Here is a 25,549-nt window from a genome sequence, read left to right as displayed (position 1 = left end):
TCAGGCGATTCGGTCATCGGTTTCGGGTGTCGGATCGGTCAGCGCCGATGCAGGGCGTGTGGGCTGGCGCGGGGCAGTGTCCGGGCGCGCGCCCGGCTGGCCGCCCTGTCCCGCCGAACCACCATCGACGCTGGTCTGCCCGAGCCGCAGCCCGCGCGCCTCGGCCAGTTCGGCCAGTCGCGGTTGCGCGTCGCTCAGCGCCTGGCGCGTCGCGGCGACATCGGCAGTGAAATGGACATGCACGCGCTCGCCCTCGTGCCGGATGGCGATATCCACTGTACCCAGCGCGTCGGGCGCCAGGCGGATGCGTGTCTCGCCGATCGGCGCGGCATCGCGCAGCGCCTCGATCCGCTCGATCATCTGGCCGGTCCATTGCTGGTGCCGCAGGTCGAGCGTGCCGTTCTGCGCCTGTGCGGTGGCCTGCACCGCCGGGGCGGGCCCGCTGGTCTCGAGCGGCGCGGCGCCGGCGGTGGCGAGCAGGTCGCGCCCCAGTTCGCGCCGCAACGGGCGAATCGGCTCGGCCTGGGCCTGAAACAGCGGCGCGATGGCAGCGGCGGCGGGCGCGAGCGGCGCCGGCTGCTGTTCGGGTGCGGGGCCCTGCGCCACGGGAGGCGCCACGGGCGCAGCCACGGGCTGGGCACCCTTGGGGGGCGTCGGCGCCTCGCCCGTCACCGGCACTGCCAGCGGCGCACGCGCGACGTCCGGCGTGGCGCCGTCCGGAGCGGGGGGCACGCCCGCCAGATCCGGGGCGCGCGCTGCTGCCTCGACCGGCTCGGTTTGGGACGGCGGAGACAGCGGTACCGCTGCGGCCTTTTGGGAATCGATCATAGGGGCCAGTGGCCCCGCCACCCCGGTTTGCGGAGCAGGCGCGCCGACGCTGCCGAGCGGCGTCGCGACAGCGATCGGCGCGACCGGCATCGCGAACCAGGCAAAGGCAGGATCGGCCACGCTATCCGTGTCGCTATCGAGGTCGATCGCCTCGCCGTCCGGCAGATCCTTGCCGTCGCCGGCCAGCATTTGCCGCACACCCGGCACTGCGATCGCAAGGTCCGGCGCCGCCGCCGCTGCCAGCACCGAACTGAAATCGCCCGCAGCACCCGTCGCGAGCTGCGGTGGGCGCAGTGCGCCCGTCAGGGCAGGAGCGGGGGCAGGCAGGGGCTGAATCACGATGCGAAAATCCCGGCGGCGAACATGTCGCCGGGCATTCAGCAACTATCGTGCCGATTTTCTCGACGAGGGCGGCAGCGCCTCCAGCGCCCGGATGGCGCGCAGCGCGGCGTCGCGGGCCTCGCGGTCGATCAGCTTCTCGATCGCGCTCTGGTCGCGCCGGGCCTCCATCGTGGCGGCGCGCGCGGCCTCCAGCCCCTGTTCCGCAACGGCGACACGCCGCGCGGCGGCGTCGGCGGACTGGTGGAGCCGGTCGCGATACTGCGCCGCCGCCATCAGCGACAATGCGCTGGTCGCAGCCATGCCCTGTACCGGCGCGACCGAGGCCGCGAGCGACGCGATCCGCTGCGACAGCGCCGCCTCCTGATCGAAGCGCGCCCGCGCCCGCGCTTCCTCGCTGCGCACCTGGTCGAGCTGGAGCGTGCGGACACGCAGCAGCCGGTCGAGCTTCTTGGGGCTTCTAGCCATCGCCGAACACGCCGGTCAGCTCGGCCACGGCATCGCCCAGGCTGACGACGTCGTCCGCGCCCTGGCGGATATATTCCAGAATCGCGCCGTGGCAGGCGATCGCCGTGTCGATCTCCGCATCGGCGCCGGGGCGATAGGCGCCCATCAGCACCAGGTCGCGATTTTCCTCATAGGTCGCCAGATGCCGGCGCAGCACGCGGGCGGCATGGATATGCGCGGGCGCGGCAATGTCGGTCATCACGCGGCTGACCGAGGGCCCCAAGTCGATCGCGGGATAGACGCCGCGTTCGGCAAGGCTGCGGCTCAGCACGATATGCCCGTCCAGGATCGATCGCGCCGAATCGACGACCGGATCGTTCCCGTCGTCGCCATCGGCCAGCACGGTGTAGATCGCGGTGATCGATCCGCCGCTCGCCACATCGGTGCCCGCGCGCTCGATCAGGCTGGGCAGCATGGCAATGGCCGAAGGGGGATAGCCCCGCGCGCTGGCCGGTTCACCCAGCGCCAGCCCGATCTCGCGACCGGCATGGGCGACGCGAGTCAGGCTGTCCATGATGAGCAGCACTTTCTTGCCCTCGGCACGAAACGCCTCGGCAATCGCCGTGGCGCGCAGTGCGCCGCGAATGCGCAGCACCGGCGAATGGTTGGCGGGCACCGCGACCACCACCGATCGCGCCCGCGCCGCACCGGCCACCTTGGTTTCCAGAAAGTCCGCGACTTCGCGGCTGCGCTCGCCGATCAGCCCGACGACGACCACATCGGCCTCGGCGGCGCGGACCATCATGCCCAGCAACACCGATTTGCCGACGCCCGATCCCGCCATGATGCCGACGCGCTGTCCCTGCCCGATCGTCAGCAGCCCGTTGATCGCGCGCACGCCGACATCCATCGGCTGAAGCACGCGCCCGCGATCCAGCGGCGACTGGAGCTTGCCCGCCAGCGGCCAGCGCCCGGCGCCCCGGATGGGGCCCAGCCCGTCGATCGGCTTGCCCGCCCCGTCCACCACGCGGCCCAGCAGCGCGGCGCCCACTTCGGCCTCGCCGGGCGCACCGATCGGCCGCACGGGGGCGTTGGGCAGCAGCGCCGCAGGCCCGCCCAGGTTCATCATCAGCGTCTTGCCGCCGCGAAAGCCGATCACCTCGGCCTCGACCGATGCCTCGCCCGTGCCGATCGCACACACGGTGCCCACCGGCAGCGACACCCCGACCGCCTCCATCAACAACCCGTCATAGGACGACAGCCGCCCCGACACGCTGGGTCGGGGCAGGAAGTCCTGCGCACCCAGTTCGCCCAGATACAGCTCGGGAAAACGATTCAGCATAGGGGCGGGATCGGCACGCGATCGATCGCCTGCGCCAGTTGCTCCAGCCACAGATCGGGGCCGTCCTCGACGATTGTCGATGCGCTTTCGATGACAAAGGCGCCGCGCGCGACATGCGGATCGCCGACGGGAAAGATGTTTACCGGCATCCGGCCCTTGAGCAGCGGCACATCGTCCGGGTGCACCCGCAGCAGCGCCGATTCGGCGCTGTCGGCCAGCAGGTCCACGGCGGCGGCGATGCGCGCGGCCAGAATGTCGGGCGCCACGCCCATTTCGCCGACCATGCGGGACACAAGATGCAGCACGGTCTGGCGCAGATGCCCCGCCATGCGTTCGCGATCAAAATGCGCGTTCTGCGCCAGCGCCGCCGATACCTGATCGAGCAGTGCGGTTTCGCGCGCCTTGGCCTCGGCGATTTCGAGCAGCGCGGCGGCATGCCCTTCGGCAAAGCCTGCGGCATGGGCGCTGGCGATCGGATCGCTGAATGCGCCGTGGCCCGGCTGGATCTCGGGCTCGAACGGGTCCCACCCTTCCGTCGGGTTGGTGGTCGGATCGGCGGGCGCGAAATGGCGCGGCGTCGGCGCCGGCTCCTCGAACGCCTGCCGTCCGATGGTCCCGACCTCGGTCGGCGCAAAGCCTTCCCCCGCGCCAAAGGCACGGTGCAGGACTGCCTCGGCCGCGTGGATGCGTCCTGCAAAACCCGGTTCGAAATCAGACATATTCTTCGTCGCCGCCCTTGCCCGGCATCTGGAGCGTCCCATCCTTCACCAGCCCGCGCGCCACGCCGATCATCGTCTTTTGCGCGTCGAGCACTTCGGCCAGCTTCATCGGGCCGCGCGCCTCCATCTCGTCGCGAATGCCGTCGGCGGCGCGGCTGGACATGCAGCCGAGGAAGCGATTGCGCACCGTCTCCTCGACGCCCTTCAGCGCCTTGACCAGCACGTCACTGTCGATGCTGCGGATCAGCGTGGACAGGTTCTTGTCGTCCAGCTCCAGCAGATTGTCGAACACGAACATCGCCTCTTCGATCGCGCGGGCGACTTCGCGGTCGATCTTCGCCAGCTTGGGCATCACGCGCTGCTCGGTGATCTTGCGCGCGCCCGACAGGATCTTGGCCGCCTCGCGCGTGCCGCCCAGCTGGACGCCGCGCGGCGCCTTTGCCGTGGCGGCGCGGTTCTTTAGCATCGTGCGCAGCGTCTCGATCGCCTCGGGCGGCACGGGGCCCAGCCGCGCGATGCGGCGCAAGATCTGGGGCTGCACCGCGTCGGGCAAGTGATCGAACACCTGCGCCGCGACATCGGGGTCCAGATGCGCGAGCAGCACCGCTGCGATCTGGGGGTGTTCGTCCGCCACCATCGCCGCGATCTCGTCCGGCTCGAACCATTGTAGCAGTTCCAGCCCGGCCGCCGCCTGTGCCGGCAGGATGCGCGACAGCACGCTTTCGGCGCGATCCGCACCAAGCGCGCGGTGCAATATGCCCTCGATCCGGGGAGCCGGGTCGAACTGCACGCTGGTCCGCTCGCGCGCCTTGAACACGAAATCGTCCAGCACCTGCTCGACTTCGGCCTCGGTCACGTCGGCGACGGTGAACATCGCCTTGCCCAGCAGCCGGACCTCATCCGGGTCCAGCTTCTGCAGGATCGCCGCGGCCTCTTCCTCGCCGACCAGCATCATCAGCACGGCGGCGCGTTCGGTGCCGTTGAAGGTGCGCATCATGTTCATTGCGCATCCGCCTTGATCATGTCGCGCACCGCCAGCGCGGCGCGCGCGGGATTGTCGCGGGTGAAGCCGCGTACCAGCCCGACGCGCTCGTCATAGCTGTTGCCGCGAGTCTCGAGCATGTCGATGCTGACGCGGGCAGGCTCGACCGGCGCAGTGCCCGTTGCCTCGGCTGCGCCGGCGAACTCGGGGCGCTCGGGCGCGCCCATCGCCAGCGCAGGCCGGCTCGACGGTGCCTCGCGCTTGCGTGACATGCCCTTTACCAATGGGCGCACGCCTATCAGCAGCACCAGCAGCGCGATCACGAGCGCAGTGCCGTTGCGCGCCGCCACCGCGACCCAGGGGGCCTCGTACCAGGGCCGCTGGTCGAGCAGTTCGGGCGCAGGATTGGGCGAAAATTTGCGGCTGACCACGGTCACCTGGTCCTGGCGATTGGGGTCGAAGCCCACCGCCGCGCGGACCAGCTGGTTGATCTGGCTGATTTCCACTGCACCGCGCGGCTTGCCCGCTTCCTCGCGCAGCAGCACCGCGACCGACAGGCGCTTGACGCTGCCCGGCATCGCGCGAGTCACCGATACCTGCTTGCCGGTTTCATAGGTGCGGGTGAAGCTGTCGGTCTGCTTCTGTTGCGGGGCCGGCGCGGCAGGCGCGGCGGCGGGCGCAGTGCCCGGGGCAGCCGGCTGCGGCTGCTGGTTGGGGGCCACCATCGTGCTGGCGGGTGGCGGCGTGTTCGACAGTGCGCCGGGGATGCCGCCAGGCAGCGCTGCACCGTCCTTCGACGTGCCGGTCCATGCCCCCTGTTCGGCGCGCACGACCGCGCCTTCCTTGTCATAGCTTTCGCGCGTGGCCTGATTCTCGTCCAGGTCGATATCCGCCTGCACTTCGGCAGTGAAATTGCCCGCGCCGACCAGCGGCGTCAGCAGCTGGCTCAGCTGGGTGCGGTATTTTTCCTCGACGCGGCGCTGGAAGTCGATGCGGCTGTCGCCGGCGGCACCGCCATTGCTGCCCGACTTGGAGAGCAGCGCGCCCATCTGGTCGACGATCGTGACCGATTCGGGCGTCATGCCCGGCACCGACGACGCGACCAGATTGACGATCGAGCGCACCTGCGCATCGCCCAGCGTGCGGCCGACCTGCAATTTCAGGATCACGCTGGCGGAAGGCTGCGCCTTGTCGCGCACGAATGCCGAAGCCTCGGGCGTGGCGAGGTGCACGCGCGCCTCGGCTACCGAATCGATTTCCTCGATCGATCGCGCCAGCTCGGTCTCGCGCGCCTGGCGCAGGCGCTCGCCCTCCACCGCGCGGCTGACGCCCATCGGCAGCTGGTCGAGGATCTGGTAGCCGCCGGGATGCGCCTTGGGCAGGTCCTGCGCCGCGAGCAGCATCCGCGCCTTGTGGTAATCGTCCTCGGCGACGGTGATCGATCCCGAATTGTCGATCGCGCTGGCGATGTTGGCACCGTCCAGCGCGCTGGTGATCGCGGCCTTGTCGGCGTCGCTGACATTGGCGAACAGGATGCGCTGCGGCGACGTCGCCACCATCGACCAGGCGAGCAGCCCCGCCAGGACCAGCCCGACGACGAACAGCAAGGGCAGCGCGCGCTTGATGGCGGGTTGGGCGAACATGTCCCCCACCTGCCGTAGCGGGGCGGCGAGGCGATCGACGGCTGCGGGCAGCGGCGACGATTCCGTGGGCGTGAGGCTGGTGCTCATATCAGACCGGCATGCTCATGATGTCCTTGTATGCGGACAGAAGTTTGTTGCGGACCTGCAGCGTGGCCTCGAAGCCGACCGACGCCTGCTGGCGGGCCAGCATCACCTTGGCGATGTCGATCGTCTCGCCGCGCTCATAGGCGTCGGACAGCGCACCCGCTTCACTCTGCGACTGGTTGACCTGCGCGAATGCGTCCTTGAACGCGGCGGTGAAGTCCGCCGGCTTGCTCTCGGTCGCGGGGGCCGCCGCCGGCGCCTGGTTCGCGCGGGCCAGTGCCTGGTTGCGCTCCAGGATCTGCGCGCGCAGAGCCATCACCCGATCCACGCTCATCGCGCCGCCGGGGCCGGTCACGCCGCTCATGCCGACACCGCCCGGCTAGGGACCGGATCGATCTCCTCGCCCTGTTCGCGGGCCTTGGCGAGCCGATAGCGCAGCGTGCGCTCCGAAATGCCCAGCCGCCGCGCCGTTTCGATCCGGCTGCCGTTGCATTCGGCCAGCGTCTCGCGGATCGCCTGGAATTCGTGCATCTGGACGATGTTGCTCAGCGTGTCGGGGCGCTCCTGCCGGGGCTGGGCCGGCCGGTCGAAGATCAGGTGCGCCGCCTCGATCGTGTCGCCGGCGCACAGCAACAGCGCGCGCTGGATCACATTCTCCAGCTCGCGGACATTGCCCGGCCAGTCATGGTCGCAAAGAACCGTAAGCGCCTCGGTCGAGACCCAGGGCAGCGTCGCGCGCTCGCCTGCGTGGCGCAGCACCATTGCCGCCGCCAGCGCCGGAATGTCACCGCGACGTTCCGCCAGCGCCTTGGTCGCCAGCGGGAACACCGACAGCCGGTAGAACAAGTCGGCGCGGAACCGCCCCGCCGCCACTTCGGCGTGCAGATCGCGATTGGCGCAGGCGATGACGCGGACGTCGATCTTCTCTGGCATCGTGCCGCCGATTGGCACGACTTCGCGCTCCTGCAACGCGCGGAGCAGCTTCGCCTGGAGCGCGAGCGGCATCTCGGCGACCTCGTCGAGCAACAGCGTGCCGCCGTTCGCGGCGCGGAAGAAACCCTGCCCGCCCGACGATGCGCCGGTGAACGAACCCTTCTGGTGTCCGAACAGCATCGCCTCCAGCATCGATTCGGGCAGCGCCGCGCAATTGATGGCAACGAACGGCCCGTCGCGCCGTGACGAACCGGCATGGATCGCCCGCGCCAGCACTTCCTTGCCGGTGCCGGTGGGGCCGTTGATCAGCACGGTGATGTCGGACGCCGCCACGCGCTCGGCCAGCGCGAGCAGCGCCAGGCTCTCGGGATCGGCAGCGATCGGCTCGAACGGGCCGCGCGCCATCGCGCTGGCAAAGCCGTGGGCGATCGCCGTGTCTTCGGCCGGGTAGGAAAGCCGGGCGGGATTGCCGTCGCGGAACGGCACCGCCAGCCGCCCCTCGCCGCCCAGGATCAGGGTGCGGGCGGACGCAGGCGGCACTTCGCCGTCGGCGACCAGGAACAGGTCGTGGCTGCCCGGTTTGCCCTGTTCGCACGAACCGATAGCAAACCCCTGTGCCCTCAGCGTCGAAACCAGTGCGTATTTCTGCCGAAGCACAGCCGCGGATGGGACGATCGAGCGCATGGAATTCCCCCTCTTCGATTCTGGTGTGCCGCGATTCTGGTTAATTCCGCGTAAACCTAAGTTTTCCGCACATAATCTGGTCCGGGCGCGTCTACGCGTGCGCGTGTAAGACCATTTTTTTCGCTTAAGGCCCGCGCCGCGCGGTCGTTCCTTGGCTTGGCCGCTCCGGGCTCCCGTTCAGGGGGGACGCGGGAAGCCGGCAAGCATGGAGAACAGACATGACTGTTATCGGAACCAATTCGGCTGCGCTGCGCGCCGCCAACGCCTCCAGCAGCGCCAACAAGCTGCTGTCCACCGCGATGGAGCGCCTGTCGACCGGCAAGCGCATCAACAGCGCCAAGGACGACGCCGCCGGCCTCGCGATCGCATCGACCATGACCGCGTCGATCCGCGGCATGAACCAGGGCATCCGCAACGCCAATGACGGCATCTCGATGGCGCAGACCGCCGAAGGCGCGCTGGGCGAAGTGACCAACATGCTGCAGCGCATCCGCGAGCTGTCGGTCCAGTCGGCTTCGGGCACCTATTCGGACGATGACCGCGGCAACCTCCAGACCGAAGTCAAGGCGCTCACCACCCAGATCACCAGCATCCTCGACAACACCACGTTCAACGGCGTCAACCTGTTCACCGGCGACGCAGGGGATGCCGGCAGCGTGACGATCCAGACCGGTTCGACCAGCGCCGACACGGTCACGCTGGACTTCAGCGAGGTCGACCTGGGCGACGTGGCCGAAATCGACATTTCTGACGCAGGCGACGCATCGTCCGCGCTGGAAACGCTCGATACCGCGCTCACCACCGTCAACACCGCACGCGCCAGCCTTGGCGCCGGGCAGAGCCAGCTCGAATCGGTCGTGAACAACCTCACCTCGAACGTCGCCAACCTCAGCGATGCGCGCAGCCGCATCGAAGACGCCGACTATTCGGCCGAGACGGCAGCGCTGGCCAAGGCGCAGATCCTGTCGCAGGCATCGACCGCGATGCTCGCCCAGGCGAACCAGAGCCAGCAGGGCGTTCTCACGCTGCTCCGCTAAGCGCACGCCGGTCGGGGTGTCACCCCCCTGACAGGCGCCGCGGCCGGGCGCTCCCTTCTGGTCCTGGCCAGAGGGCGCAGGAAGCCCCGGTGGTCCTTGCGATCACCGGGGCTTTTCCTTTGCCGCCGCCTGCCCCATGCAGGGGGCTATCCAGCGGAGCCCAGCCATGCGGACGATCCTCCCGATTTCGCTCTTCCTCGCCCTCGCCGCGCCCGCCGCCGCGCAGCAGGTGTCCCCCGCCGACCGGCTGGCGCACGATCAGATGCTGGTGCTCGACACGCATCTGGACACGCCCGAGCTGTTCGAACACCCCGGCTGGCGCTTCGATCGCTGGCACGACCGCGACTTCGACAAGAGCCAGGTCGACTTGCCCCGGATGCAGCAAGGCGGGCTCGATGGCGGCTTCTTCGTCATCTATACCAGCCAGGGGCCACTGACGGCGGATGGCTTCGCCAAGGCGCGCGACGCGGCCTTGCTGCGCGCCACCTGGATCCAGCGCGTGGTCGCGGCCAATCCCGACACCATGGCCTTCGCCACGCGCGCCGCCGACGCCGCCCGCATCGCCGCGACGGGCAAGCGCATCGTCTATCAGAGCATCGAGAACAGCTACCCACTGGGCGAGGACCTGGGCCTGCTGGCGACCTTCTACGCGCTGGGCGTGCGGATGGCGGGGCCGGTGCACTTCCGCAACAACCAGTTCGCCGACAGCGCCACCGATACGCCGCGCTGGAACGGGCTGAGCCCGCTGGGCCGCCAATGGGTGGCCGAGATGAACCGGCTGGGCATGGTGATCGACGCCAGCCACGCATCGGATGCGGTGTTCGACCAGCTGCTGACGCTGTCCAAAACGCCGATCATCCTGTCGCATTCGGGGCCGAAGGCGATTTTCGACCATCCCCGCAACCTCGACGACGAACGTATGCGCCGGCTCGCGCGGGCCGGCGGCGTGATGCAGATCAACACCGTCTATCTGGTCGCGCCGGACCGCGACGAGGCCCGTTCAAAGGTAAGCGCACGGCAGGACGACTGGTGGGCGCTGTCCGACGCGGCGCAACGCGCGCTGATCGCGGACAAGGCAGCGGCCGACGCCGCCAACCCCTATGCCGGGGCCGATTTCGAGCTTTTCATGAAGAGCCTGCTCCACGCCATCGCCGTGATGGGGGTCGACCATGTCGGCATCGGCGCCGACTGGGACGGCGGCGGCGGCGTGCGGGGGATGGAGGACGTCAGCCTGTTGCCCAAGGTCACGGCACGGCTGCGCAAGGAAGGGTTCAAGGACAGCGACATCGCGAAGATCTGGAGCGGCAATGCGCTGCGCCTGCTCCAGCAGGCCGAGGACGCCGCCGCCCGCTGAGAGCAAATCTGGAAATGCGCCATGGCGCATTTCCAAACAGACTCTCAGCCCAGCCGACGCTGGAGCGCGCGCTTCAGCCGGCCGTGCGCCGATGCCTTGATCTGGCAGACGCGCGCCGCGCCCACGCCCAGCACCTGACCGATTTCCTCGAGGTTGAGTTCCTCGACATAATAAAGCTGGATCACCTGCGCCTCGCGCTCGGGCAGTTCGCCGATCGCCGCGATCAGCGCGTCGCGCTGGTCGCTCTCGGCCAGCTGGTCGAACGCGCTGGGTTCGTCGGACATGAACCAGGGCGAATCGTCGGCGTATAGCTCGTCGATCGAATCGAACCGGACCGCCTCGGCGCTGGCATAATCGGTGCGCAGCTTGTCCACGGTAACCCCCAGCCGCTCGGCGACCTGGGCGTCGTCGGGCGCATGGCCGAGCGTGCCGGTCAGGGCGGCGACCGCCTCCTGATAGGCGCGGCGGCGCCGCATCGCGCCGCGCGTGAGTGTTGCCTGGCGGCGCAGCTCGTCGATCATCGCGCCGCGCAGCCGCGTGACCAGATATTGCTCGAACGTCACCTGCCCGCGATCCTCGAACGCGGCGACTGCCTCGATCAGCGCGACCATGCCGATCTGGATCAGGTCCTCGACCTCGACGATCGCGCTCATCGACCCGTGGATGTGCCACGCGATCCGCCGCACCAGCGGCAAATGCCGGCGCACCAGCGCCTCGGCATCGCGGCGCGGCGCGGGCGCGCGGTCATAGGTCAGCGGCATCGGGGCGAGAGAAGCCATGGCGTCGGTTTTCCTCAGCGGAGAAGCAGTCATGCCGGCAGCGCCTCCGGCGCGCCGACCACCGCGACGACTTCGACGGCCTTGTCCTCGGGCACTTCGAAGAAGCTCATCACGGGCGTGTCGGGAAGCACGGTGCGCACCAGCTTGCGCATCGCCACGCGGATCGCGGGCTGGACGACCAGCGCAAAGGGCTTGGCATCGGCGATCAGCGGGGCGGCGGCGCGTTGCAGCGCATCGGCGATGCGGCGGCCCAGTTCGGGCTCGATCGTGTGGCGGCGCGACGGATCGGAGCGGACGGCCTGGCCCAGCAGGCCCTCCAGCTGCCCCTCCAGCGTCATCACGCGCAACGGCTCGCGCACGCCGCACAGCCGCTGGATGATGAGCGGGCCAAGGTCCGGGCGGATCAGCTCCAGGATCTCGTCCGCATCCAGGCTGCGCTGCGCGGCGACGGCGATCGCGGCAGCGATCCGGCGGAATTCCTTCAGCGGCACATTCTCCGCCAGCAGCCCGCGCAGCACCGTGGTCAGCGTGGTCAGCGGCACCGGCTGGGGGCACAGCGCAGCGACCAGCGCAGCGGCGCGCTCCTTCAGCCCGTCGAGCAGTGCCTGGACTTCGTCGGGGCCGAGCAGGTCCGATGCGTTCTGGAGCAGCACCTGGTTCAGGTGCGTCGCCATCACCGTGCCCGGATCGACCACCAGATAGCCCGCGCCGGTCGCGGCATCCGCATCCCCGGCCGAGACCCACACGGCATCCAGCCCAAAGGTCGGGTCCTTCACGCGCTTGCCGCGCAGGCTGCCCACGGCCTGTCCCGTGTCGAGCGCCAGCATCTCGTCCGGCGACACGCTGTCCTCGCCCGCCACCACGCCGCCGATGACGATGCGATAGGTGAAGGGCGGCAGGTTGATGTCGTCGCGCACGCGCACCTGCGGCACGACGAAGCCCAGTTCCTTGGACAATTGGCGCCGCACGCCCGTGATCCGGCTCATCAGCGGGCCGCCGCGCCGCTCGTCGACCAGCGGCACCAGCCCATAGCCGATGTCGAGCATCACCTGCATCGTGTCGGTGACTTCCTCCCAGCCGATGCGCGACAGGTCGACCGGCTCGGGCGCTGCGGCGGGCGGCGGCGGGCGCTTGGCGATCTTGTTGAGCTTCCACGCGGCAAAGCCTGCGCCGGCGGCGGCGGTGAGGATCACGACATGCGGCATCCCCGGCAGCAGCCCGAGCAGGCCCAGGATGCCCGCCACCGGGCCCCAGGTGCGGGCGCTGTTGAACTGGCTGCCGATCTGGCCCGCCAGGTCGTGGCTGGAGGTAACGCGCGTGACGATGGCGGCGGCGGCGATCGACAGCATCAGCGACGGCAGCTGCGCGACCAGCGCGTCGCCGATCGCGAGCAGGACATAGGTCTGCGCCGCCTCGCCCACGGCCATCTGGTGGCTGACCACGCCCAGGATCAGCCCGCCGACGATGTTGATCGCCAGGATCAGCAGCCCGGCGATCGCGTCGCCCTTCACGAACTTGGACGAACCGTCCATCGCGCCGTGGAAATCGGCCTCGGTCGCCACTTCGGCGCGGCGGGCGCGGGCCTCGTCGGGCGTGATGAGCCCGGCGTTGAGATCGGCGTCGATCGCCATCTGCTTGCCCGGCAAGGCGTCCAGCGTGAAGCGCGCCGCCACTTCGGACACGCGCCCCGCGCCCTTGGTCACCACGATCATGTTGATGATGATGAGGATCGCGAACACGAACAGCCCGACGACATAGTCGCCGCCGATCAGGAACGTGCCGAACGCCTCAATCACATGGCCGGCCGCCGCTTCGCCCTCATGCCCGTGCACCAGCACGACGCGCGTCGAGGCGACGTTGAGGCCGAGCCGGAACAGCGTCGCGAACAGCAGCACCGTGGGAAAGGCCGAGAAGTCGAGCGGCTTCTGCGCATTGAGCGCGACCATCAGCACCGCCAGGCTGATCATGATGTTCATGATGAAGAACATGTCGAGCAGAAACGCCGGGATCGGCACGACCATCAGCGCGACCAGCAACAGGATCGCGCCGGGCAGGGAAAAGCTCTTCATGGCCGGCGCGAAGCCGGCGGGAAGCGTCAGGCCGTTCACGTTCGATCAGGCTCCCAGGTTCGCAAGCATCAGATAGGCAAGCCGCGCCGTCTCCGGCGTGGGGCGGAGCGGGTTGACCGGCGTCGCTCCCCCGGCACCGCGCGAGGTGTTGAGCTGGGCCAGTGTCGTCTCGATCCAGTGGCGGTCGCCCCCCACCGCGCCGTTGCCCAGCACGACTTCGGTATCGTCGCCGCCAAATCCCTCGAGCATATCGGAGGCAAGGCCCGTGCCGCCCGCGCTCGCAGCGCCATCGTCGAGCTTGCCCGACAGGCGCGAATAGATTTCGCCCAGCGAGCGCGGCTGACCGTTTGCGGCGTAGAATACGGAGCGATTGGCATGCGCGGCGGCGGGGAACATCGCGGCGCCCGACTGGCCGGGATCGCGGTCCATCGCGCTCAGGAATTTCTCGGCACCGCCCCGTCCCAGGAAATGCGCCATGTAGAGGTCGGTGCCGGTGGTCGGGCGGCCCAGCCGCGATTCGAGCGCGACCTTGTTGTCGGCGGCATGTTCGGCGGCCATGATCGCGGCGGTTTCGGGATCGCTCCGCAGCTCGAGGATGGCGCGACGGGCGGCGGGGTCGCTGACGACATATTTGCCGCTGGCCGTGCGCTGGATGCTGTCCGCCGCCCAGCCAAGGCCGTGCTCGGCACCGTGATCCCTGACCACCCCCAGCCAGCTCTGGTCGATGAACTGGTACAGCCCGGTGGCGCTGGAGGTGCCGGCGCGGGCATCGGCGCGCAGGCCGCTCTCGACCTGCGCCTGTCCGAGCAGATAATTGAAATCAATGCCGGTCTTGCGGCTGGCCGCGGCAATCGCCGTCTGCGCGCTTGCCCTGGCACTGACCGAAACTACGCTCATCGACCCCTTGCCCGATTGCCCTTGGTACAGGGCCATTCAGCAAGGAGCGTGCCAGAACCCTATCAGGCCAGCGCGTAGCCCCCGGGGCGATAGGAGGGGGCGGCATTGCCGGAAAGGACTTGCAGGCGGCGGCGAACATTTGCCGTCATCAGGTTGACGTAGATCCGGCAGGTCTCGTTCAGCCGGTGCGCTTCGCCTGCCAGTTCGCGGACCTCGGCGTCGGGCGCCTCCGCGTCGTACAGCGCCACGGTGTCGATCGCGCCCAGCTTGGCCTGCGTCGCCGCTTCCAGCGCGGACACGTCGTTCGCCTTCAGCGCGGCGATCTCGGCATGGAGTGCCTCGATCACAGCGATCAGCGCGTCACGCCTTGTCATTGGGATTCCATTCCATTTTCAACGCGAGCAGGCGGTCGGCGACCGTCGAGGGCAGGATCGGAAACCGACCGTCCTGGATCGCCTTGCGGATGCGGGCGACGCGCTCGCTGTCCACCGGCGGTGCCGAGGCCATGTCGCCGGAAAGCCGGGCGGCAGTCGATTCCACTGCCGCGCCCTCGGGCGCCACGCTCTTTGCAGCCTCCACGGGGGCCGAGCCGCCAACCGCCGCAACGCGCAGGGTCGATACCGCATTTGCCTTGTTGCCGATCGGATCCACCATTGCCGTGTCCTCAGAACCACTGTCTGCACAGCTAGGAACGACCGCCGGCGCAAAGCCTTTAGCAAATAATCAATCACTCCATCCGGGCAGCTTGGCGCGGCCCGGCTCCAGCGCGATGGCCTGGATCGGCGGCTTCTTGTCGTCGATCTTCACCGCGACGCGCGCGCCCGCCGCCGCATCGTTCATCGCCACCCCGTCGCGCGAAATCGAAAAGCCGGTGGCGCCGACCGCAATGGTAATCAGGTCGCCGCGCCGGATCACGGGCTCGGCCTTGACCACGGGCGCAGGGCGCACCGCCACGGCGTTCGGTGTCGCGACCGGCGCAGGGCGTGGCGCGGCCTTTACCGGCACGAATATCCGCCAGGCCGGCGCCATGCAGCGCACGACCACGGCATCATGCGCATCGGTGCGCCAGCTTAGCTGCGGCGCGGGACAGGCAGCAAGCTTCAGCCGCCCATCGACCGGCGTCATTGCCCCGCCCTCGCTGCCGATCGGCTGACCGGTGAACTGTGTGACGATGGCGTCGAGCGCCGTCGTGGACTGGAACGGCTCCGCCGCGAGCGGAACCGGGGCGGCGACAAGCGCAAGGACCAGAAACATGGCCTTCTCCTTCATGGGCGGTCGGGGGCGGCAGCGGCGGGTTGCCGGCCGGCAACCGCTTGCCGCCCGCCGTCATAGCCAAGGGTGAGGACCGCGCGGCGCTGGCCGCGCGCGGTGGACAAGGCGATCCGCTCGGGCGCCACGGCGCCGGAGCGGACCAGCATCGCGGCGATGGCGCGCGCGCGGTCGGCGGCCAGGATCGGGCCGCTGCCGGTGATCGGATCGACATCGGCGGCGCTGCCATCGACTTCGCCGATGATGCGCAACTGCGTGCGCGGATCGCGCGCCGCCGCCCGCGCCCATGCGATCGCGGCGCTTGCATCGGCGGGCTGCATCGATCCGGGCGCAAAGCCGGTGACCATGGCGAGGTCGACCGGCATCGCCGGCGCCTCCGCCACGCCGAAGCCGGCGCGGATTCCCGCCGCCAGCGCGCGCGGCTCGATCGGATTTGCCTGGAGAAACACGAAGAAGCCGACCAGCAGCAGCGACAGGTCAGCCAGCGTTATCAGCCACACCGGGCGCGCGGGCGGATCGTCCGGCTCCAGAAGCACCTCGCCGCTCATGCCGCCCGCTCGCGCCGCACCGCGGGCTGTTCGACTGCCGCCAGCGCCAGCAACGGCGCCTCCAGCCGCGCGCGCTCCTGCGCTTCATGCCGTGCCCGGCGTTTCAGCCGCGCAGCGATCGGCAGCGCGACCAGGCTCGCGAGCAGCGCGCCATAGAGTGTCGCCAGCAGCGCCACGGCCATCGCCCCGCCGATCGCCGCGGGATCGCGCATCGCCGTGAACATCTGCACCAGCCCCACCAGCGTGCCGACCATGCCCATGGCGGGCGCGGTCTCGGCGGCACAGCTCCACATCTCTGCGGCGGCGCGGTGTCGCTCGAATCGGGCAAGGCGGCGGTGCCGGAGCAATTCGGCGACCGCATCGGGCGCAGCGCCATCGACAATGGCTGCCACGGCCGCCGCGACATCGGCGTCGGCAATCACCGCGCGATCCAGCGCGATCACGCCATGCCGCCGGGCAATGCGCGCGAGCGCCGTGACCTGCTCCAGCAACGGCTCGACCGGAAAAGGTCTCCGCACCAATACCCGCAGGGCACCAATCCCGCGCTTCAGGTCGCCCAAAGGCGTGCGCAACATCGTCGCCAGCACCGTGCCGCCCCCAACGATGGCGAGCGCGACAGGGTCCAGAAACGGGGCGAGCGCGGAAAGGGCGTGCGGTTCCATGCGCCCATGATTGCAAGGCGCGGGCCAAATCGCCCGCCTTCGCCGCGCCGTCGCTCTTCCGGGGCCACCGGGCATCGGCTTGCCGCCCGCCCGGCAAGAAACTGCCGCCCCCGGCCCGCGCGCCGCCTTTCGAGCGGCATCCCCGGCCCTGTGGGAAATTGGCACGCCCATTGCAGATAGCCCGGCGAACATTGTGCGAAAGGACCGTGCAGATGACCGACAACAGCCTTTTCGGCGTGCATGGCGCGGCGCTTGCCGTGCGTTCGCAGCGCATGGGCGTGCTGGCGTCGAACATCGCCAACGCATCGACTCCGGGCTACAAGGCCAAGGACATTGATTTCCGCGCCGCGCTCGCATCGGCAGAGGCGCCGGGCGGGTCGATCGACGGCGCGATCGACGCCTCCACGCTCTACCGCGTGCCGGTCCAGTCCTCGGGCGACGGCAACACCGTCGAGCTGAGCACCGAACAGACAGCCTTTGCCGAAAACGCCGTCGCCTATCAGACTACGCTGTCCTTCCTGAACGGGCGGATCAGCCAGGTCACGCGCGCGCTGCGGGGGGAATAAGCGATGGGGGACCAGCCGCTTTCGATCTTCCAGGTCGCCGGGCGCGCAATGAGCGCGCAGCTCGTGCGGATGAACACGACCGCGTCGAACCTCGCCAATGCGGGCACCGTCGCCTCCAGCGCGGGCGCCGCCTATCGCACGATCAAGCCGGTGTTCCGCACCGCGATCGACGCCGCCAGCGGCATGTCCACCGTCGATGTCGAACAGGTCGTCACGGCGGGGGCCGAGCCCGAGAAGCGCTACGATCCCGGCAACCCGATGGCCGACAAGGACGGCAATGTCTGGGAAAGCGCCGTCGATGAAACCCGCGAGCTCGTCGACATGATGGAGAGCGCGCGCACCTACCAGAACAATGTCGAGGTCATGCAGACGGCAAAGTCGCTGATCGTCGACACCCTCAAACTGGGTCGCTGACAATGACAGATTTCGACAGCACGCTCGCCAGCCTGGGTATCGCCCGCACCGGCAGCACCGCCGGCACGGCGAACAGCAAGACCGGCACGACCAGCATGGACCAGGCCGATTTCCTGACGCTGATGACCGCGCAGCTCAAGAACCAGGACCCGTTCGATCCGGTCGACAACAGCCAGATGGTCGCCCAGATGGCACAGATTTCCAGTTCCTCGGGCATTTCCGAGATGAACACCACGCTCAAGGCGATTTCGGACAAGCTGGCCGGCACGTCGCTGGGCGAGGCGATCGGCTATGTCGGCAAGACCGTGCTGACCGCCGGCGACACGGCCTATCCGCGCACCAGCGGCGGGCTGGCCGGGGCAGTGAGCCTCGACAAGGATGCGACCAGCGTCTCGGTCACCATCCAGTCCTCGACCGGCGAGACGCTGCGCACGATCGACCTGGGCGCACAGGACAAGGGCGCCGTCGCCTGGGACTGGGACGGCACGACCGACAGTGGCGCGGCCGCCGGCGACGGCCCGTTCACGATCAAGGTATCCGCGCGCGATGCCAGCGGCGCCGTGAAGGCCACGCCGCTCGTCTGGGCACCCGTCTCGACCGTCTCGCTCGGCAGCGATGGCCAGCCGACGCTCACTCTGCCCGGCATCGGCCAGGTTCCGCTTTCCGCCGTCTGGCAAGTCGGCTGACCCCCAACAAGGAGTAACGCACCATGTCCTTCTTCACGTCGCTCAGCGGGCTCCAAGGGGCCCAGACCGAAATGTCGGCGATCTCGAACAACCTCGCCAACGTATCGACCAACGGCTTCAAGAAAAGCACGACGCAGTTCGCCGATATCATCGCATCGACGTCGAACTCCAACCCGACCCAGATGGTCGGTTCGGGCACCGTCGTGAAATCGGTTCGCCAGCAGTTCAGCCAGGGTGGCTTCACCCAGTCCTCCTCGGCGCTCGACCTTGCGATCTCGGGCGACGGCTTTTTCGTGGTGAAGAGCGCAGGCACCGGCGGCGACGGCGTCGCCTATACCCGCAACGGCAGCTTCTCGGTCGATGCGAACCGCTATGTCGTCGATGGCCAGGGCAACAAGCTCCAGGTCTATCCGGTCGACGGATCGGGATCGGTGGTCTCCTCCACGCTGGGGTCCACCACCAGCCTCCAGCTGCCCCAGACCAGCGGCACCCCCAGCGCGACCAAGACCGTGTCGATGGGCGTCAGCCTCAGCTCGACGGCGGCGGTTCCTTCGGAGGCAAAGACCGATGGCAGCTATGCCTTCGATCGCTTCGATCCGAGCACGTACAACCAGTCGACTCAGACGACCATCTACGACGCCAATGGCAACGCGCTGACGATGAACAACTATTTCGTCCGCGAGACCAAGCCGACCGCAGAGGGCGGCACCAGCAGCTGGTCGGTCTATTCGTTCGTCGGCGACCAGCAGCTGGGCACCAGCGCGGGATCGACCGATCCGATCACGCTCAGCTTCGATGCCACCGGCAAGCTGACCAGCCCGACCAGCCCGACGACCTTTGCGGGCTTCACGCCCCCGGGCGCCGCTGCCGAACAATCGCTGACGCTCGATTTCGGCACCGCGACCAACCAGTCTGGCACGGCGTTCAACGCCGGCACCCCCACGCAGGACGGGTCCGCCGTCGGCCAGCTCGAAGGCGTGACGGTGGGCGAGGACGGGATCGTCAAGGCCAGCTTCTCGAACGGCGACAGCCGGGCGCTGGGCAAGGTGGTGCTCGCCAATTTCTCGAACGCGGCCGGCCTGCGCCAACTGGGCAGCAGCACCTGGGCCGCCACCGGCATTTCGGGCGAACCCCGGCTGGGTGAAGCGGGCAGCAACGGCTTTGGCGACCTGATGTCGGGCGCGGTCGAACGCTCCAATGTCGACATCACCGAGGAACTCGTCGCGCTGATCGCCGCGCAGCGCAATTTCCAGGCGAACGCGAAGGCGCTGGATACCGCCAGCCAGCTTTCGCAGACCATCTTCAACATGCGCAGCTAAGCGCCGGGCTGAGAGGGAACGCGCATGGACCGGCTCGTCTACACTGCAATGTCCGGCCTCAAGAGCCAGATGGCGGCCCAGTCGACGATCGCGAACAACATCGCGAACGCATCGACCGTGGGCTACCGGGCCGACCGCGTCACGTTCGACCGGATGGTGCTGCAGGGATCGGGGATGGATTCGCGGCAGATGGCGGCGGAGGAAGTCAACGACTTCGATCGCCGCGCCGGCGCGATCTTCCAGACCGCGCGCCCGCTCGACATCGCAGTGACGTCCGATTCGTGGATCGCGGTCCAGTCGGCGGACGGGACCGAAGCCTATACGCGGCGCGGCGACCTGCAGGTCGCGCCGTCGGGCGTATTGGAAACCGGCGACGGTTTCCCGGTGATGGGGTCGGGGGGCCCCATCACCGTGCCGCCCTATCAATCGATCACCATCGCCGCCGACGGCACGCTGTCGATCGTGCCCCAGGGCGGCGACGCGACGCAGCCGCAGGTGATCGACCGGATCAAGATGGTCAGCACCGAAGGCAGCAAGACAGTGAAGGGCCTCGACAACCTGCTCCATGTGAAGGCCGGCGGCACGCTGCCCGCCGACATGGATGCCAAGCTCCAGTCGGGCGCGCTCGAGCAATCGAACGTCAATCTCACCCAGGCGCTGGTCGACATGATCGAGAACCAGCGCAGCTACGAAGTACAGGCGAACCTGCTCAAGGAAGCCAAGAACATGGACGAAAGCGCCGCATCGCTGATGCGGATGCCGGGTTAAGGAGAACAGACGATGGGTTCATCGGCAATGCACATCGCGCGGACCGGGCTCGACGCCCAGGATACGCGGATGCGAGTGATCTCGAACAACCTCGCCAACGTGAACACCACGGCGTTCAAGCGCGATCGCGCCTCGTTCCAGACGCTGGCGTACCAGGTCGTGACCGCACCGGGCGCGGCCAGCACGGCGGAGACCAAATACGCCACCGGGCTGAACATGGGCACCGGCGTGCGCATCCAGGGCACGGCGCGGATCGAGACGCAGGGATCGCTCGCCACCACGGGCAATTCGCTCGACCTGGCGCTGGACGGCAATGGCTATTTCCAGGTCCAGATGCCGGGCGGCACGCTGGGCTACACCCGCGCGGGCAATTTCTCGCGCTCGCCCGAAGGGATGCTGATTACGTCGGAGGGGTATCAGGTGATGCCCGGCATCACTGTGCCCGAAGGCGCGACGTCGATCACGATCGGCACCGACGGCACCGTCTCGGCCCAGTTGCAGGGCCAGACCGAGGCGAGCCAGATCGGCCAGATCCAGGTCGCCAATTTCTCGAACCCCGCCGGGCTTCAGGCGACGGGCGACAATTACCTGATCGAAACCTCCGCCAGCGGCGCCGCCAGCCTGGGCGTACCCGGCGAGGACGGGCGCGGCCGCATCCGGCAGGGGATGCTCGAGGGATCGAACGTCAATGTCGTCGAGGAGCTGGTCGACATGATCGAGACCCAGCGCGCCTATGAGGTCAATTCCAAGATGATCTCGGCGACCGACGAGATGCTGAAATATGTCAACCAGAACATCTGAGGGCGCCGCGATGAAGTTCCTCGCAGGCATCGCCGCCGGATCGCTGGTCGTCGCCGCCATGGCGTTCACCGCCACCCCGGCGCGCGCTCAGATCCTGGGCATCGGCAAGAAGAAGGTGCGCGAGGACTTCTCGGTCACGCTCCCGCCTGCCGTCGCGCCGGCGCCGCCCGCCAATGGCAGCATCTTCCAGGTCGCCGATGGCTATGCCGCGCTGTACGAAGGCCAGCGTGCGCGCCGCGTCGGCGATCCGCTGACGATCGTGCTGGTCGAGCGGACGAGCGCGTCCAAATCCGCCGCGACCAAGCTGGACAGCGGCGGCGGCGTTTCGCTGACGCCGCCCAGCACGGGCGCGCTGTCGCTGTTCAAGTCCACCGACGCCAGCGCCAGCGGCACGCGCAACTTCACCGGCAGCGGCACCGCCGACCAGGCGAACGCGCTGTCGGGCGAGATCAGCGTGACCGTCGCCGCCGTCTATCCCAATGGCACGATGCTGGTGCAGGGGCAGAAGCGCGTAACGCTCAATCGCGGCGACGAATTCGTCCAGATCAAGGGCATTGTCCGCCCCGCCGACATCGACGCGAACAATCGCGTGCCGTCGACGCGCGTGGCGGACGCCCGCATCGCCTATACCGGCAAGGGCGATGTCGCCCGCGCCAGCCGCCAGGGCTGGCTGAGCCGGTTCTTCCAGATGATCAGTCCCTTCTGACGCGGAGCACCTGCACATGATCCGGTCCTGCCTTGCGCTCCTCGCGCTCCTCTTCGCCGCCGCCGCGCCTGCCCAGGCACAGCGCGTCAAGGATCTGGGCGGATTCCAGGGCATCCGCGCCAACCAGCTCACCGGCTATGGCATCGTCGTCGGGCTTCCCGGCACGGGTGACGACAATCTGGAATATACCGTCCAGTCGATGAAGAGCGTCGCCTCGCGCTTCGGCCTGCAACTGCCTGCCGGAGTGGCACCGGGGCTCAAGAACGCCGCCGTGGTGATGATCACCGCCGAACTCCCCGCCTTTGCCAAGCCGGGCCAGCGGCTCGACATCACCGTATCGTCGATGGGCAAGTCCAAGTCGCTGCGCGGCGGCACGCTGATCCTCACCCCACTGCTCGGCGCCGATGGCCAGATCTATGCGATGGCGCAGGGCAACCTCGCGGTCGGCGGGCTGGGGGCCGAGGGCAAGGACGGGTCGCAGATCGTCGTCAACACCCCCTCCAGCGGTCGCATCCCCGAAGGGGCGACGGTCGAGCGCACGGTCGACACCGGTTTCGACCGGTCCCCCTTCCTCACCTTCAACCTCGCCCGCGCAGATTTCACCACGGCGCAGCGCGTGCAGGACGCAATCAACGCCCGCTTCGGCGGCGCCCGCGCCCGCGCGATCGACGGCGTGTCGATCGCCGTGTCGGCGCCCGCCGGCGCCGACGTCCGCGCCGAGCTGATGAGCGAGATCGAGAACCTGACTGTCGAGGCGGCGGAGGCGCCTGCCCGCGTCATCGTCAACGCCCGCACCGGCACGGTCGTGATCAACTCCGCCGTGCGCGTCACGCCGGCGGCGGTAACACATGGTAAACTGACTGTTCGTATTGATGAACAGCAACAGGCCAGCCAGCCCGCCCCGTTCAGCAAGGGCCAGACCGTGATGGAACAGCATAGCGGGGTCGGCGTGGAAGAGGAGAAGCGCCCGATGTTCCTGATCGAACCCGGCCCCAAGCTGTCCGACGTGGTCAAGGCGGTGAACGCCATCGGCGCATCGCCTGCCGATCTGGTCGCGATTCTCGAAGCGCTCAAGGAAGCCGGCGCCCTCAAGGCCGAGTTGATCGTCCTGTGACCGATCTGCCCGCCCTCACCCCCGCCCTCACCGGCAGCGTGTCGTCCGACACGTCACGCCTGGCGTCGAAGGCGAATCTGGAGGCGGCGGGCCAGCGGTTCGAAGCGATCTTCACCGGCATGATGCTGAAATCGATGCGCGCAGCCAAGCTGGGCGACGGGCTGTTCGACAGCAAGGCCGAGGACCAGTTCCGCGACATGCAGGACCAGCAGCTCGCCCAGAGCATGGCCGCACACGCGCCGATGGGGATCGGCAAGGCGATGACCGAATTCCTCGCCCGCTCCGCCCCCGTCGATGGCGCGGCGCCGGCCAGCGGGGACGGTACGCCATGAGCGACATGCTCTCGATCGGCGCGTCGGGCGTGCGCGCCTATCAGACGGCGCTGAGCACCACGTCCGAGAATATCGCCAACGCCGGTACCGCCGGCTATGCGCGGCGCACCACCGGCGTGCGCGAACTCACCGCCACCACCGGCAGCCTCAACGCCACCGTCAACGGCATGGGCGCGGTCGCGACCGGCGTGGTGCGCAGCGACGACGCCTATCGCAGCGCCAATGTCCGCACCGCCAGCGCCGACCTGGCCAAGACCGAGACGAGCGCGACCTGGCTGGGCCGGATCGAAACCGCGCTGACCGGCGCGAAGCTGGGCGATTCGATCACGCGCTTCTTCACCTCCGCGACGACGTTGTCGGCGGATGCCACGTCGCTCAGCTCGCGCGCCGCGATGCTGGAGGCAGCCTCGGGCGCCGCATCCGCCTTTGCCACCACCGGCAAGGCGCTGGACGGGGCGATGGCCGACCTGGATTCGACGGCGCAGGCCGCCGTGTCGCAGCTCAACACGCTCACCGCCGCGCTGGCCAAGGTCAATAGCGGGCTGGGCCGGGCGGCGCCGGGGACCAGCGGCGCGGCGGCGCTGCTCGACCAGCGCGACCAGTTGCTCGAACAGATGAGCGCGCTCACCGACGTGTCGGTCACGCTCGACACCAGCGGGCGCGCCACGGTGCAGGGCGGCGGCGGCGTGCTGGTGGATAGCACGGGCGCGGCGACCATTACCTATGCGCGCAACGGCGGCGCCACGGCCTTCACGCTTACCAAGGACGGCGAGGCGCACGCGCTGTCCGCTACCGGCGGCGCGATCGCGGGCGTCGCCGAGGGTGCGCAGCGCATCCAGGCCGCGCAGGACGCGCTGTCCGACCTCGCGCGCGACTTTGCCGAGGGCGTCAACACCGTCCAGGCCGGCGGACAGGATCTGGATGGGCAGACCGGCGCCCCGATCTTCGCGATCGGCGACCCCGCCGCGCAGCTCAGCGTCACGCTGACCGACCCGCGCGGCATCGCCGCAGCCGCACCCGGCGGCGGCACGCGCGACAACAGCAATCTAAAGGCGCTCGACACGCTGCGCACGACCGGCAAGGTCGAGACCGGCGTGTCGGACCTGACCGCCGCCAACGCCTCCGCCCTCGCCGCGCGCAAGAGCGTGGCCGAGGCCCAGAGCGTGATCCGCGACGGCGCGGTCAGCGCGCGCGATTCGGTCACCGGCGTCAACATCGACGAGGAAGCGGTCGACCTGATGCGCTTCCAACAAGCTTATCAGGCGTCGAGCCGCGTGATCCAGATCGCGCGCGACACGCTGCAATCGATACTGGATATCCGCTGATGCGCATCGCCACTTCGCAGACGTTCGACCGGCCCATGTCGCTGATGCAACAGCTGACGGCGCAGGCCGACACGATCCAGACCCAGATCGCGACGACCAAGAAGAACCTGTCGCCATCGCAGGATGCCGGCGCCTATCTTCAGTTGCAAAGCCTGACCCGCGCCGGTGCCGACGCGACTGCCTATGCCAGCAATATCAGCCTGGCACAGGGGCTGGTGGCACAGGCCGACACCGCGCTCGACAGCATCGAAACCCAGCTTCAGCGCGTCCAGGAACTCGCGACCAAGGCGGCGAACGGCACCAATTCGGACAGCGACCGCGCGGCGATCAGGACCGAGCTGGATTCGATCCGCGAGACGCTGGTTTCGCTGGCGAACAGCACCGACGTGCGCGGCCAGCCCCTGTTCGGGGGCGCCAGCGGCACCACGCCCTATGCCGTCGGCGCCGACGGCACGGTCACCTATACCGACACGGGGTCTCCCGCCGCGATTCCCATCGGCGACGGGGTTTCGGTCCAGGCGGGGGTGACCGGCGAGACCGCGTTCGCCACCGGCGACGGCGGCGACATCTTCTCGGTCATCGCCACCCTGTCCGGCGCGCTCGCTGCGGGCGGAGACACCAGCGCGGCGGCACAGACCGCGCTCACCGGGATCAAGGCCGCGCAGCAGAATGTCACCCAGTCGCGCACCTCGCTGGGCGCCCGCGCCGCGCGGCTCGATCTCGACGCGGAGACGCTGACCCAGGCCGCAGAGACGCGCGACACCGCGCGCTCCGCACTCGAAGACACCGACATTTCCAGCGCCACCGTTGCGCTGCAAAAGACGCTCACCGCGCTCCAGGCGACACAGGCGAGCTTCAGCAAGCTCTCCAACCTGTCGCTGTTCGATTATCTGAAATGATCC

The 25,549-nt window shown here is 68.9% G+C and carries 29 protein-coding genes; 13 read left to right on the top strand and 16 right to left on the bottom strand.

What is annotated here, in order from left to right; genetic code table 11:
- Genes ACG3SL_RS19940 through ACG3SL_RS19905 form a run of 8 tightly spaced genes read right to left on the bottom strand, consistent with a single transcriptional unit; the run spans position 1 to position 8,001 of the window.
- Positions 1–1,167 (bottom strand): flagellar hook-length control protein FliK, encoded by a 1,167-nt coding sequence (locus ACG3SL_RS19940; RefSeq protein WP_448662885.1) that lies wholly within the window; start codon positions 1,165–1,167, stop codon positions 1–3.
- Positions 1,168–1,212: 45 nt separating this feature from the next.
- A complete protein-coding gene (locus ACG3SL_RS19935) occupies positions 1,213–1,635 on the bottom strand; it encodes a hypothetical protein (protein WP_448662884.1) in 423 nt (140 codons plus the stop codon).
- Positions 1,628–2,956 carry a FliI/YscN family ATPase gene (locus ACG3SL_RS19930; protein ID WP_448662883.1) on the bottom strand — a complete coding sequence of 443 codons (1,329 nt, stop codon included), beginning with the start codon at positions 2,954–2,956 and terminating at the stop codon, positions 1,628–1,630. Before ACG3SL_RS19930 ends, ACG3SL_RS19935 begins: the two co-directional genes overlap by 8 nt.
- Positions 2,950–3,675: a FliH/SctL family protein gene (locus ACG3SL_RS19925; RefSeq protein WP_448662882.1), complete on the bottom strand. Its 726-nt coding sequence runs from the start codon at positions 3,673–3,675 to the stop codon at positions 2,950–2,952. The genes ACG3SL_RS19930 and ACG3SL_RS19925 overlap by 7 nt, the downstream gene beginning before the upstream one ends.
- Positions 3,668–4,678, bottom strand: coding sequence for a flagellar motor switch protein FliG (fliG, locus tag ACG3SL_RS19920; protein WP_448662881.1), 1,011 nt, complete (start codon positions 4,676–4,678; stop codon positions 3,668–3,670). The genes ACG3SL_RS19925 and fliG overlap by 8 nt, the downstream gene beginning before the upstream one ends.
- A complete protein-coding gene (gene fliF / locus ACG3SL_RS19915; RefSeq protein ID WP_448662880.1) occupies positions 4,675–6,387 on the bottom strand; it encodes a flagellar basal-body MS-ring/collar protein FliF in 1,713 nt (570 codons plus the stop codon). The genes fliG and fliF overlap by 4 nt, the downstream gene beginning before the upstream one ends.
- 1 nt (position 6,388) lies before the next feature.
- The gene (fliE, locus tag ACG3SL_RS19910; RefSeq protein ID WP_448662879.1) at positions 6,389–6,748 is read right to left on the bottom strand and encodes a flagellar hook-basal body complex protein FliE; all 360 of its coding nucleotides are present in this window, start codon (positions 6,746–6,748) and stop codon (positions 6,389–6,391) included.
- A complete protein-coding gene (locus ACG3SL_RS19905; protein ID WP_448662878.1) occupies positions 6,745–8,001 on the bottom strand; it encodes a sigma-54 interaction domain-containing protein in 1,257 nt (418 codons plus the stop codon). Before ACG3SL_RS19905 ends, fliE begins: the two co-directional genes overlap by 4 nt.
- Before the next feature lie 218 nt (positions 8,002–8,219).
- On the opposite strand from ACG3SL_RS19905, the gene ACG3SL_RS19900 reads away from it, so the two are divergent.
- On the top strand, positions 8,220–9,038 hold the full coding sequence (locus tag ACG3SL_RS19900; protein WP_448662877.1) for a flagellin N-terminal helical domain-containing protein: 819 nt from the start codon (positions 8,220–8,222) through the stop codon (positions 9,036–9,038).
- Between the two features lie 166 nt (positions 9,039–9,204).
- Positions 9,205–10,392 carry a dipeptidase gene (locus ACG3SL_RS19895; protein WP_448662876.1) on the top strand — a complete coding sequence of 396 codons (1,188 nt, stop codon included), beginning with the start codon at positions 9,205–9,207 and terminating at the stop codon, positions 10,390–10,392.
- Positions 10,393–10,436: 44 nt separating this feature from the next.
- On the opposite strand, the gene ACG3SL_RS19890 is transcribed toward ACG3SL_RS19895, so the two are convergent.
- The 8 genes from ACG3SL_RS19890 to ACG3SL_RS19855 all read right to left on the bottom strand — a co-directional run bounded on the left by ACG3SL_RS19890 (position 10,437) and on the right by ACG3SL_RS19855 (position 16,616).
- Complete coding sequence (locus tag ACG3SL_RS19890) at positions 10,437–11,204, bottom strand: sigma-70 family RNA polymerase sigma factor (protein WP_448662875.1); 768 nt, start codon at positions 11,202–11,204, stop codon at positions 10,437–10,439.
- Positions 11,201–13,240, bottom strand: coding sequence for a flagellar biosynthesis protein FlhA (flhA, locus tag ACG3SL_RS19885; RefSeq protein WP_448662874.1), 2,040 nt, complete (start codon positions 13,238–13,240; stop codon positions 11,201–11,203). Before flhA ends, ACG3SL_RS19890 begins: the two co-directional genes overlap by 4 nt.
- 45 nt (positions 13,241–13,285) lie before the next feature.
- On the bottom strand, positions 13,286–14,137 hold the full coding sequence (locus ACG3SL_RS19880; protein ID WP_448662873.1) for a lytic transglycosylase domain-containing protein: 852 nt from the start codon (positions 14,135–14,137) through the stop codon (positions 13,286–13,288).
- A 62-nt stretch (positions 14,138–14,199) separates the two neighbouring features.
- Complete coding sequence (locus ACG3SL_RS19875; RefSeq protein ID WP_448662872.1) at positions 14,200–14,511, bottom strand: flagellar protein FlgN; 312 nt, start codon at positions 14,509–14,511, stop codon at positions 14,200–14,202.
- Positions 14,498–14,791 carry a flagellar biosynthesis anti-sigma factor FlgM gene (flgM, locus tag ACG3SL_RS19870; RefSeq protein WP_448662871.1) on the bottom strand — a complete coding sequence of 98 codons (294 nt, stop codon included), beginning with the start codon at positions 14,789–14,791 and terminating at the stop codon, positions 14,498–14,500. The genes ACG3SL_RS19875 and flgM overlap by 14 nt, the downstream gene beginning before the upstream one ends.
- Before the next feature lie 69 nt (positions 14,792–14,860).
- Entirely contained in the window at positions 14,861–15,391 is a 531-nt protein-coding gene (locus ACG3SL_RS19865; protein ID WP_448662870.1) for a flagella basal body P-ring formation protein FlgA, read from the bottom strand.
- An 11-nt stretch (positions 15,392–15,402) separates the two neighbouring features.
- The gene (locus ACG3SL_RS19860) at positions 15,403–15,954 is read right to left on the bottom strand and encodes a flagellar motor protein MotB (RefSeq protein ID WP_448662869.1); all 552 of its coding nucleotides are present in this window, start codon (positions 15,952–15,954) and stop codon (positions 15,403–15,405) included.
- Positions 15,951–16,616, bottom strand: coding sequence for a motility protein A (locus ACG3SL_RS19855; RefSeq protein ID WP_448662868.1), 666 nt, complete (start codon positions 16,614–16,616; stop codon positions 15,951–15,953). The genes ACG3SL_RS19860 and ACG3SL_RS19855 overlap by 4 nt, the downstream gene beginning before the upstream one ends.
- A 212-nt stretch (positions 16,617–16,828) precedes the next feature.
- On the opposite strand from ACG3SL_RS19855, the gene flgB reads away from it, so the two are divergent.
- Genes flgB through flgL form a run of 11 tightly spaced genes read left to right on the top strand, consistent with a single transcriptional unit; the run spans position 16,829 to position 25,546 of the window.
- Complete coding sequence (gene flgB, locus ACG3SL_RS19850; RefSeq protein ID WP_448662867.1) at positions 16,829–17,182, top strand: flagellar basal body rod protein FlgB; 354 nt, start codon at positions 16,829–16,831, stop codon at positions 17,180–17,182.
- A gap of 3 nt (positions 17,183–17,185) precedes the next feature.
- Positions 17,186–17,596 (top strand): flagellar basal body rod protein FlgC, encoded by a 411-nt coding sequence (flgC, locus tag ACG3SL_RS19845; RefSeq protein WP_448662866.1) that lies wholly within the window; start codon positions 17,186–17,188, stop codon positions 17,594–17,596.
- Between the two features lie 2 nt (positions 17,597–17,598).
- Positions 17,599–18,282, top strand: a complete 684-nt coding sequence (locus tag ACG3SL_RS19840; protein ID WP_448662865.1) for a flagellar hook assembly protein FlgD — start codon at positions 17,599–17,601, stop codon at positions 18,280–18,282.
- A 23-nt stretch (positions 18,283–18,305) separates the two neighbouring features.
- Positions 18,306–19,601, top strand: coding sequence for a flagellar hook protein FlgE (locus tag ACG3SL_RS19835; RefSeq protein WP_448662864.1), 1,296 nt, complete (start codon positions 18,306–18,308; stop codon positions 19,599–19,601).
- Between the two features lie 24 nt (positions 19,602–19,625).
- The gene (flgF, locus tag ACG3SL_RS19830; protein WP_448662863.1) at positions 19,626–20,369 is read left to right on the top strand and encodes a flagellar basal-body rod protein FlgF; all 744 of its coding nucleotides are present in this window, start codon (positions 19,626–19,628) and stop codon (positions 20,367–20,369) included.
- Positions 20,370–20,381: 12 nt separating this feature from the next.
- On the top strand, positions 20,382–21,170 hold the full coding sequence (gene flgG / locus ACG3SL_RS19825; RefSeq protein WP_448662862.1) for a flagellar basal-body rod protein FlgG: 789 nt from the start codon (positions 20,382–20,384) through the stop codon (positions 21,168–21,170).
- Positions 21,171–21,180: 10 nt separating this feature from the next.
- On the top strand, positions 21,181–21,876 hold the full coding sequence (locus ACG3SL_RS19820; protein ID WP_448662861.1) for a flagellar basal body L-ring protein FlgH: 696 nt from the start codon (positions 21,181–21,183) through the stop codon (positions 21,874–21,876).
- Between the two features lie 16 nt (positions 21,877–21,892).
- Complete coding sequence (locus ACG3SL_RS19815) at positions 21,893–22,990, top strand: flagellar basal body P-ring protein FlgI (protein WP_448662860.1); 1,098 nt, start codon at positions 21,893–21,895, stop codon at positions 22,988–22,990.
- Positions 22,987–23,322, top strand: coding sequence for a rod-binding protein (locus ACG3SL_RS19810; protein ID WP_448662859.1), 336 nt, complete (start codon positions 22,987–22,989; stop codon positions 23,320–23,322). The genes ACG3SL_RS19815 and ACG3SL_RS19810 overlap by 4 nt, the downstream gene beginning before the upstream one ends.
- Positions 23,319–24,647 carry a flagellar hook-associated protein FlgK gene (gene flgK, locus ACG3SL_RS19805; protein WP_448662858.1) on the top strand — a complete coding sequence of 443 codons (1,329 nt, stop codon included), beginning with the start codon at positions 23,319–23,321 and terminating at the stop codon, positions 24,645–24,647. The genes ACG3SL_RS19810 and flgK overlap by 4 nt, the downstream gene beginning before the upstream one ends.
- Positions 24,647–25,546 (top strand): flagellar hook-associated protein FlgL, encoded by a 900-nt coding sequence (flgL, locus tag ACG3SL_RS19800; RefSeq protein ID WP_448662857.1) that lies wholly within the window; start codon positions 24,647–24,649, stop codon positions 25,544–25,546. The genes flgK and flgL overlap by 1 nt, the downstream gene beginning before the upstream one ends.
- Positions 25,547–25,549 lie beyond the last annotated feature (3 nt).

This window comes from Sphingomonas degradans (genome assembly GCF_053502645.1).
Note: the sequence above shows the minus strand (reverse complement) of the source record. Positions and strands in the feature narration are given on the sequence as shown.